The organism is Janibacter sp. CFPM2_SD2, from assembly GCF_057364645.1.
Window position 1 is genome coordinate 1 of sequence record NZ_JBNFOF010000125.1, and the last position, 9,314, is coordinate 9,314.

Sequence of the window (9,314 nt, forward strand, 5' to 3'; positions counted from 1 at the left end):
CGAGCAGCTTGTTGCCCGCCGCCGTGGCGCGCACGGCCGCGGCCGCGGACACGACACCGGGCACGCGGAGCAGCTGTCGACGATCTCGGCGAGCTCGATGCGTCGGCCGCCGAGCTTAATCTGGTCGTCGGCGCGGCCGGCGAAGACGAGGCCGGCCGGGTCGTTGCGCACGACGTCGCCGGAGCGGTAGGCGCGCTCCCAGCCGAGGGTGGGCATGGGGGCGTATTTTTCGGCGTCCTTGGCCGGGTCGAGATAGCGGGCGAGGCCGACGCCGCCGATGATCAGCTCGCCGGACTCCCCTTCGGCCACCGGGCGGCCCTCGCCGTCGACGACCGCGAGGTCCCAGCCGTCGAGCGGCAGGCCGATGCGCACGGGGTCGGAGCCGTCGAGCATCGCGCCGCACGCGACGACGGTGGCCTCGGTGGGGCCATAGGTGTTCCACACCTCGCGCCCCTCGCGCTGCAGGCGCGAGGCGAGCTCGGGTGGGCAGGCCTCGCCGCCCATGATGAGCAGCCGCACCCGCTCGAGCGAGCTCGGCGGCCACAGCGAGACGAGGGTCGGCACGGTCGAGACGATGGTGATCTCGTTGGCCACGAGCCACGGGCCGACGTCGACACCGGAGCGCACGAGCGAGCGCGGGGCGGGCACGAGGCAGGCGCCGTAGGCCCAGGCGAGCCACATCTCCTCGCAGCTGGCGTCGAAGGCGACCGACAGACCGGCCATGACCCGGTCGCTCGGCCCGATCGGGTCGTCGACGAGGAACATCCGCGCCTCGGCGTCGACGAAGGCGGCGGCATTGCGGTGGGTGACGGCGACCCCCTTCGGCGTGCCGGTGGAGCCGGAGGTGAAGATCACCCAGGCGTCGTCCTCGGGGGTGGGCGCCGCCGGCTCGATCGGCGAACGGCCCTGTGCCACAGCGGTGGTCGTGACGACGAGGTCGTTGCCGATGATCGCGGCCGCCCGCGACTCCGAGAAGACGACCCGCGCCCGCTCGTCGGGGTCGTCGGCGTCGACGGGCACGTAGGCGGCGCCGGCGACGAGCACGCCGATGATCGCCACGTAGAGGTCGGTGGAGCCGGAGCGGATCCGTACCCCGACCTTGTCCCCGGGCCCGATGCCCAGCTCCGCGAGCTGCTCGGCCAGCGCCGTCGCCGCCTCGGCGAGCTCGGCATAGGTGAGCATCTCCTGGCCGCTGTCGACGGCCCGCGCGTCGGGGTGCTCCTCGACGACCCCCATGAAGATGTCGACGAGCGTGCGCGCTGCGGGCGCGCGATCGCCGGCCAGGAGCGAAGGGAGCAGGGGCGAGGGTGGCGTCACGCGCTGAAGGATCCCCCACGAAGGTGAACGATCGGCGCACCGGGTGCCCCGGTCCCTGCCCTTCGAGATGCTCGCCCGCTTCGCGGACTCGCTCCTTAGGATCCGGAGGCCGCCCGCGGCCTCCTCAGGGACCGGACATGCGAGAGGCCCCCGACCAGATGGTCGGGGGCCTCTCGGAGTGGTAGCGGGGGCAGGATTTGAACCTGCGACCTCCGGGTTATGAGCCCGGCGAGCTACCGAACTGCTCCACCCCGCGTCGTTGCGTTCTCAACTCTACGTGAACGCACGGGGCACACCAAATCAGCCCTCGTCGAGGGTCGCCGAGCCGCCTCCCGGCTGGGCCTCGGCGGCGTCCTCGAGGTACTTCTTCAGCTCCTTCTGGGCCTCGCCGTAGGCGGTGAAGTCGCCCTTCTCGAGGGCCTCCTCCGAGTCCTTGTAGGCCTGCTGCATGCCGGCGATCGCCTCGCGGAGCTTCTTCTCGTCGGCGGTGAGGTTCTTGGGCTCGGTCGGCTCCTCGCCCTTCGGCTCCTTGCTGCCGTCGTCACCGCCGTCCACGCCCGCGTCGCCGCCGAAGAGCTCGTCAAGGGCGGCGTCCAGGGTCTGGCCCCACGCCACCCGACCAGCGAAGGTCGCGACGACGACCCGCAGCTGCGGGTAGCTCGTGCCCGAGGCCGACGAGACGTAGATCGGCTCGACGTGGAGGAAGCCCTCGCCCACCGGCAGCGCGAGCTGGTTGCCGAAGTGCACCTGGGAGCCGCCGCGGTTGGCGTTGTTGATCCAGTCGGTCAGCGTCTGCGAGCCCGAGCCGGTCGTCGCCGTCGAGGAGACGATGTTGTTCTGCACCTGGCCGACACCCGGGACGGTCGTGTCCCGTGGTACCGAGAGCAGGCGCAGGTCGCCGTAGCCGTCGGCCGGCTTGCCCGCCGTCGACCCGGCGTCGCCGTCGGCCGACAGGTAGCCGGCCATGACATTGCGCGTGCCCCGCGGGATGTAGGTGGAGGTGAGCGACCACACGGGCTGACGCTGGTCGGGCATCGCGAGCGAGAGGAAGTAGGGCGGCTGGGCGACGCCGTCGTCCCCGCGGGAGGGGTCGTCCGGCACCCGCCAGCGGTCCTGGCCGGCGCGGAAGTCGCTCGCCGCGGTCACGTGGTAGTCGGCGAGGACCGCGCGCTGCATGCGGAAGATGTCCTCGGGGTAGCGCAGGTGCGACATGAGGTCGCCGCTGATCGACTGCGTGCTCTTGAGCAGCCCCGGGAAGGCCTTGTCCCAGGCGTTGACGATCGGGTCCTCGTCGTCCCACTTGTAGAGCCGCACGGTGCCGTCGTAGGCGTCGACGGTCGCCTTGACCGAGTTGCGCATGTAGTTGATCCGGTCACCGACGAGCGAGCTGTTGCGCTGCGTCTGCACCGAGGAGACCTGCCCCGACTGCACGCCCGAGATGGAGAAGGCGGTGCTGTAGGGGTAGTCGTTGGAGGTCGTGTAGCCGTCGACGACCCACTGGATGCGACCGTCGACGACCGTCGGGTAGACGTCGTCGTCGAGGGTCAGCCACGGCGCGACCCGCTGGACGCGCTCGGTGGGCGTGCGGTGCTCGAGCAGGCGCGAGTCGCCGCCGACCGCGTCGGAGAGCAGGAACTTCAGGTCGCGGTGGGTGATCGCGTAGGCGGCCTGCCGGGGCCACGAGCCGATGCCCACGCCGCCCTCGCCCTGGTAGGTGTAGCGCGACTCCTCGCCGCCCGTCGGCCGGTCGACTCGCGCGGGGTCGAGGTGTCGCCCTGCCCGACGATCGAGAAGTGGCGCATCTCCTCGCCGAAGTAGATGCGCGGCTCGTACTCGCCGATCGCGCTCGTGGGGTTGAGCCACTCCGGGTCGCCACCGCGCGACTGCGCACCGCGAGCCATGACCAGGCCATAGCCGTGCGTGTAGACGGTGTGGTCGTTGACCCAGTCGCGCCGGTCCGAGGGCACCTTGTCGAGGTCGAGCTCGCGGGCCCCGACGACGACGTCGACCATGTCGCCGTCGACGTCGTAGCGGTCGACGTCGAGCTCGTCGTGGAAGGTGTAGTAGGGCTGCTGCGCCTGCAGCTCCTGGTAGGTCGGGCTGACGACCGCCGGGTCGAGCAGGCGGATGCCGGGGATCGAGTCGGCGTCCTCGCGCAGCTGCCCGGACGAGACGTCGGAGACTGCGTCATAGCTCGACGTCTTGACGTCGGTGACGCCGTAGGCCGCCCGGGTCGCGTCGATGTTGCGCTGGAGATAGGGCTCCTCGAGCGAGTTGCGCGAGGGCGAGACCTTGTAGGTCTCGACGAGGGCCGGGTAGATCGAGCCGACGACGACCGACAGCACGACGAGCGTGCCGACGGCGATGACCGGCAGGCGCCACGAGCGCGAGCGCACCGAGGCGAGGAAGAGCCCGGCGCACATCGCCGCGGCGACGGCGAGGATGTACTTCGTCGGCACGATGGCGTGCGCGCCGGTGTACCCGACACCGGTGAGGACCTCCCCTTCGCGCGTCGTCAGGCCGTGGGCGTCGAGGACATAGCTCCACGCGCGCAGCAGCGCGAGGACGGCGGCGATGATCGCCAGGTGGAGGAAGGCCGCGCGGCTGGACCGGCCGCGGCCCGGCGGGACGATGCCGCCGTAGACGTAGTGCGCGAAGAGCGCGGCGAGCAGGGTCGCGATGGCGACGACGGTGAGGAAGCCGACGAGGAAGCTCCACCACGGCAGGGCGAAGAGGTAGTAGCCCACGTCGCGGCCGAACTCGGGGTCGGTCACGCCGGTGGAGCTGCCGTTGCGCCACAGCATCCAGGTCTGCCACTGGGCGGCGGCGGCCAGTCCGCCGAGGATCCCCAGGACCGAAGGGAGGGCGATCGCCGTCGTGCGACGGAAGGGTTCGATGGCGCTGCGGTACTGCGCGAGCGCGTGCTCGCCGGCCGTCATCGGCACGCTGAGCGGGCGGGTGCGGTGGGCGAGCCACAGGCTCACCCCGACGGGCACGGCCGTGAGCAGGCCGCCGACGACGAAGAGCATGACCTGGGTGCGCAGCCGCGACCACCACATGCCGGAGTAGCCGAGGGAGCCGAACCACAGCGACTCGGTCCACAGCGAGGCGGCGAGGCTGACGGCCACGACCACCGCCGCGACGGCGAGCAGCACCTTGGCCAGGCGTGCCTGCGGCACGCGTGAGGCGGGGGCCCCTCTCCCCGGGGCGGCTGCTCGCCCCCCTTGTCTTCCGGCCAACTCGCGCTGCTCATGGTGGGGCCACCGTACCCAGCCCGGCTGGGGGCCCGTAGGGCAGCATGGTCTTCGTGCCCGACTCGTCACCAGACCAGACCCCCGACCCCGCGCCGCAGCCGACCACCGAGCCGCTCGCCGTCGCCGCCCTCGAGACCGAGCGCCACGTCGCCTCTGCCGGGTGGGACCAGAACCCGCGCGTCTTCGCCCTCGTCGACACCGCCTCCCTCGCCGCGGCCGAGCCGCAGCTGGCCGCCGCCCTGAGCGGCGACGCCGACCGGGCCCCCGGCTCCCTCACCGCCATCGAGCAGGAGGACCTGCCCCGGACCTCCAACCTCGAGTCCCTCCTCGGGCGGATGGCCTGGCCCGAGACCGTCGACGTGTCGCCCTCGCCGTCGAGCGGGTCGTCATCCCGCCGGGCGCTGAGCGCGACCTGCCGCAGGAGCCCGACGCCGCCGTCGACGCCCTGGCCCAGCACCCGCAGCGCCAGGACGTGCGCCTGCTCGTCGCCGTCCACCGCGACGGCCGGGCCGTGTGCCTGCTGCGCCAGCGGGCCAACGACCGCGACGACCGGGTCGCCACCGGCGAGGACATCGCCCCCGGCCTCGTCCACGCCCTGCGGGCGACGCTGGAGGACTGACCTCACACCCGGGCGCGCCCACGCGTCTACCCGGTGATGACGATGCAGCAGCCCTTCGAGACCGCGGTCGCGCAGCACGGCGACACCGTGCTGCGGGTCTGCCGCGCCGTCCTCGGCCCCGGGCCGGACGCCGACGACGCGTGGTCGGAGACCTTCCTCGCGGCGCTCCGCTCGTGGCCGGACCTCGACGAGGACACCACCGTCCAGGCCTGGCTCGTGCGCGTCGCCCACCGCAAGGCGATCGACGTGACCCGGGCCAGGGCCCGGCACGCGGTGCCCACGGACGACCTGCCGGACCTCCCTTCGCCCGTCGGCAACCCCGGCGAAGGGGGGTGGCGACCTCTGGCAGGTCGTGGCCCGGCTGCCGGAGCGCCAGCGGCTGGCCGTGGCCTACCACTACCTCGGCGGGCTGCCGCACCACGCAGACGGCCGAGCTCATCCGGCGGCACCCCGGCGGCCGTGCGCCGCGCCGCCTCCGACGGGATCGCGCGGGCTGCGCGCGATGCTCGCCGACGACCGACAAGGAGAGATGTCATGACGACCGAATGTGAGCCCGGAGGACTTCACCGTGACGGCCGGCGACCGTGAGCGGCTGCGCGGGCGGCTGGCCGCGGCGCCGACGCCGAGGGGCTGCTCGACGTCGCCTACCGGACCGTCGACTCGCCCGTCGGGCCGCTGTGCTCGCGGCGACGACGACCGGGCTGGTGCGCGTGGCCTTCGAGCGGGAGGGCTTCGACGAGGTGCTCGAGTCGCTCGCCTCTCGGGTGAGCCCGCGGGTGCTCGAGGCGCCGGCACGGCTCGACGCGGTCGCCGCGGAGCTCGAGGAGTACTTCGCCGGACGCCGGCACGACTTCGACCTGCCGCTCGACCTGTCGCTGTCGTCCGGGTTCCGTCAGGAGGTGCAGGCCTGGCTGCCGCACATCGGCTACGGGAGCACGCAGACCTATCGCGAGGTGGCCGAGCACGTCGGCCGACCGCGCGCGGTGCGCGCCGTCGGCACGGCCTGTGCGACCAACCCGCTGCCCGTCGTCGTCCCCCTGCCACCGGGTGCTGCGCTCCGACGGGTCGCTCGGCGGCTACCTCGGCGGCCTCGAGGCGAAGTCGACCCTCCTCGCGCTCGAGGCGGCGGCATGAGCGCCGACACCGGGGTCGTCGTCGGCGAGGACGGGCTGGCCCGGCCGACGTGGGCGAGCAGCGACCCCCTGATGCGCGACTACTACGACACCGAGTGGGGCATGCCGGTGCGTGACGAGCAGGGGCTCTTCGAGCGGATCAGCCTCGAGGCCTTCCAGTCCGGGCTGTCGTGGGCGACGATCCTGCGCAAGCGACCGGCCTTCCGCACGGCATTCGACGCATTCGACCCCGAGGTCGTCGCGGCCTACGGCGACGACGACGTCGAGCGCCTCATGGCCGACGCCGGCATCGTGCGCAACCGGGCGAAGATCCTCGCGACGATCGGCAATGCCGCCGCGACCGTCCGGCTGCGCGAGGACGGCGGGCTCGTCGACCTCGTGTGGTCCTTCCAACCGGAGCAGACGCCCCGGCCGCGCACCATCGCCGAGGTCCCGACCCGCTCCCCCGAGTCGCTCGCCCTGTCCAAGGCGCTGCGTGCCCGCGGCTTCTCCTTCGTCGGCCCGACGACGATGTATGCGCTCATGGAGGCGGTCGGCATCGTCGACACCCACCTGCTCGACTCCCACCGGCGCGGCAGCTCCGGCGTCTGGGAGGAGCACTCGGGCTGACGGACCACCTCAGCGGGACGTCGCCACGACCTGCTCGCACGTGGGCAGGTCGGAGGTCTTCCCCTTCGCGATGGCCTCGACGGCCTCCGTGGCCTCCTCGAAGTCGCCGACCGCGGTGACGTGCAGGCCCTCGGGGACGTGCCCGACGACCTCGTCGCAGTTGCTCTCGGGGGCGAGGAACCACTGCGCCCCGCCGTCCTGGGCGCCGATGAGCTTCTGCGCGATGCCGCCGATCGGGCCGACGGTGCCGGAGTCGTCGATGGTGCCGGTGCCGGCGATCTCCTTGCCGCCGGTCATCTCGCCCGGCGTGATGCGGTCGCGCACGGCGAGGGCGAACATCATCCCCGCGCTCGGCCCGCCGACGTCGCCGGCGTCGATGCGCACCTCGTAGGGGTAGTCGTACTTCGGCTCGATGCCGATGCCGATGCCGGCGCGGCCGCCGCCGAGGTCGGTGGTGCGCACCCGGACTTCGCGCTCACGGCCCTTGCGCTCGACGGTCAGCGTCACCGTGTCACCCGGCTCGCGGTCGGAGATCGCGGCGACGATGTCGGCGACGTGCGGGGTGCGCTTGCCGTCGACGGCCTGCACCCGGTCCTCGAGCGCGAGCCGTCCGTCGGCCGGCAGGCCCTCCGCGATCGTCGCGACGAGGTTGTCCTGCGGGACCTTGACCCCGGTGCTGCGCATGCCGACGGCGATCGAGTTCTTCTGCGCGCCCTGCATCTGCGCGGTGTTCATCTGCTTGATCTGCTCGTCGGTGCTGTCCTTGGGGAAGACCTCCTCCTCCGGCACCACCCGCGCGCTGGAGTCGAGCTTGCCGGCGACCCACTCCCACGCCGAGATGTGGCGGTCGGGGCCGCCGATGACCCGCACGGTCGTGAAGAAGAGGGCGCCGTCGGTCGGGTAGGTCTTCGCGCCCGTGACCCGCACGAGGTCGGTGCCGTCGTCGAGCCTGCCGAGGGTGTCGGTCACCGGGCCCGGCTTCTCCACGGCATAGGGCACCTTGATGAAGCTGCCGCCGACGACGACGATGAGCAGGACGAAGGCCACGGCGAGGACCCATCTGGCGATGCGCTCGCTGCGCGGGATGGAGTGCACCGGCTCGGTCACAGGACCTCCTGCCCCGGGTGGGAACCATCCGGGACCGCTCGTGGTTGGGTTGAAGGACAGCACATCCTCTCAGGAAGAGACGAGACGCCCACGTGAGCAACGACCCCAGCACCCCATCCGGTTCCCCCGGGGACGACGGTCTGCCTCCGGAGATCGCGAAGATCTTCCGCGATCTCAACGGCGGACGTGACCTGCCGCCCCAGGTCGTCGAGCAGCTCAAGGCCATGGGCATCGGCGACGCCGACCCCGCGCAGGTCGCGGCGATGACCTCCCAGATCACGTCGATGTTCACCCCCGGCGCCATGACGAAGGGGGTGGACGTCACCTCCGCGGTGACGGCCGCGCAGGAGGCCGCCGAGGACGACGACCACGAGATGGGCGCGCGCGAGCGCGGCCTCGCCGAGCAGGCCGTGCACGTCGCGTCGATGTGGCTCGACCAGGTGACCGACCTCGAGGCCCCCGGGCTCACCGGCGCGGCCCTGTCCCGGGCCGAGTGGATCGAGGCGACCATGCCGGTCTGGGCCTCGCTCGTCGACCCGGTCGCCGACGGGCTGTCCGCCGCCATCCGCGACTCCTTCACCTCCCGGCTCCAGGGGCCCGACGCCCCCGACCTGCAGGCCCTCGGGCTGCCGGCCGGCATGGACCTGTCGATGCTGGCCCAGCAGATGGCTCCCTTCGTCGACACGATGGCGTCCTCCCTCATCACCGGCCAGACCGCGGAGGCCGTCGGGGCGCTGTCGTCCGAGACCCTGACCGCGACCGAGGCCGGCGTGCCGCTGCTCACGACGCAGGTGGGGCTGCTGCCGGGCAATGTCGCCGACTTCGCCGAGGGGCTCGACGTCGAGCTCGACGAGGTGTGGCTGCACCTGGCGGCCCGGGAGGTCGCGCGGATGCGGCTCTTCACCGCCGTGCCGTGGATCGGCCCGCAGATCCTCGCCGCCATCCAGTCCTATGCCCGCGGCATGGCGATCGACACCGACGCCATCGACGCCGCCGTGCGCGAGGTCGACCCGAGCGACCCCTCGGCGATCCAGGAGGCGCTGACCGGCAGCTTCCTCAACCCCGCGCCCACCGCCGCGCAGCAGCACGCCCTCGGCCAGCTCGAGACCTGGCTGGCGCTCATCGAGGGCTGGGTCGACCACGTCGCCGCCCGGGCCACCGCCGACCATCTGCCGCACACCGTGGCGATGACCGAGATGATCCGTCGTCGGCGCGCGACCGGTGGGCCGGCCGAGCGCACCTTCGCCGGGCTCGTCGGGCTCGAGCTGCGGCCGC

General features: G+C 72.7%; 8 protein-coding genes, 1 tRNA gene and 2 pseudogenes. 6 read left to right on the forward strand and 5 right to left on the reverse strand.

Going from position 1 to position 9,314, the window contains the following annotated elements:
* From AC2W7J_RS11945 to AC2W7J_RS11960, 4 genes are all read right to left on the reverse strand, one after another.
* Window positions 1-1,317, reverse strand: a 1,317-nt coding sequence (locus AC2W7J_RS11945; protein ID WP_485982638.1) for an amino acid adenylation domain-containing protein, incomplete at its 3' end; no start/stop codon positions are given.
* Between the two features lie 179 nt (window positions 1,318-1,496).
* Window positions 1,497-1,573, reverse strand: a tRNA-Met gene (locus tag AC2W7J_RS11950).
* 44 nt (window positions 1,574-1,617) lie between these two features.
* Window positions 1,618-3,012 (reverse strand): UPF0182 family protein, encoded by a 1,395-nt coding sequence (locus tag AC2W7J_RS11955; protein ID WP_485982639.1) that lies wholly within the window; start codon window positions 3,010-3,012, stop codon window positions 1,618-1,620.
* Entirely contained in the window at window positions 2,955-4,496 is a 1,542-nt protein-coding gene (locus AC2W7J_RS11960) for a UPF0182 family protein (RefSeq protein WP_485982641.1), read from the reverse strand. The genes AC2W7J_RS11955 and AC2W7J_RS11960 overlap by 58 nt, the downstream gene beginning before the upstream one ends.
* 119 nt (window positions 4,497-4,615) lie before the next feature.
* Here AC2W7J_RS11960 and AC2W7J_RS11965 point away from each other — a divergent pair.
* The 5 genes and pseudogenes from AC2W7J_RS11965 to AC2W7J_RS11985 all read left to right on the forward strand — a co-directional run.
* Window positions 4,616-4,870, forward strand: a pseudogene (locus AC2W7J_RS11965) (PPA1309 family protein); the annotation flags it as partial.
* Between the two features lie 113 nt (window positions 4,871-4,983).
* Entirely contained in the window at window positions 4,984-5,190 is a 207-nt protein-coding gene (locus AC2W7J_RS11970; protein ID WP_485982651.1) for a PPA1309 family protein, read from the forward strand.
* A gap of 42 nt (window positions 5,191-5,232) precedes the next feature.
* Complete coding sequence (locus AC2W7J_RS11975) at window positions 5,233-5,778, forward strand: RNA polymerase sigma factor (RefSeq protein ID WP_485982643.1); 546 nt, start codon at window positions 5,233-5,235, stop codon at window positions 5,776-5,778.
* A gap of 27 nt (window positions 5,779-5,805) precedes the next feature.
* Window positions 5,806-6,324 (forward strand): annotated as a pseudogene (locus AC2W7J_RS11980) (methylated-DNA--[protein]-cysteine S-methyltransferase); the annotation flags it as partial.
* Complete coding sequence (locus tag AC2W7J_RS11985) at window positions 6,321-6,932, forward strand: DNA-3-methyladenine glycosylase I (protein WP_485982645.1); 612 nt, start codon at window positions 6,321-6,323, stop codon at window positions 6,930-6,932. The pseudogene AC2W7J_RS11980 and the gene AC2W7J_RS11985, both read left to right, overlap by 4 nt.
* Before the next feature lie 9 nt (window positions 6,933-6,941).
* On the opposite strand, the gene AC2W7J_RS11990 is transcribed toward AC2W7J_RS11985, so the two are convergent.
* Window positions 6,942-8,039, reverse strand: coding sequence for a YlbL family protein (locus AC2W7J_RS11990; RefSeq protein ID WP_485982647.1), 1,098 nt, complete (start codon window positions 8,037-8,039; stop codon window positions 6,942-6,944).
* A 92-nt stretch (window positions 8,040-8,131) separates the two neighbouring features.
* On the opposite strand from AC2W7J_RS11990, the gene AC2W7J_RS11995 reads away from it, so the two are divergent.
* Window positions 8,132-9,314, forward strand: a 1,183-nt coding sequence (locus tag AC2W7J_RS11995; RefSeq protein WP_485982649.1) for a zinc-dependent metalloprotease, incomplete at its 3' end; no start/stop codon positions are given.

What these genes read in the sequence shown, in the direction of transcription:
- AC2W7J_RS11975 (WP_485982643.1), top strand. Translation starts at nt 5,233, where the DNA reads ATGCAGCAGCCCTTCGAGACCGCGGTCGCGCAGCACGGCGACACCGTG.
- AC2W7J_RS11985 (WP_485982645.1), top strand. Translation starts at nt 6,321, where the DNA reads ATGAGCGCCGACACCGGGGTCGTCGTCGGCGAGGACGGGCTGGCCCGG.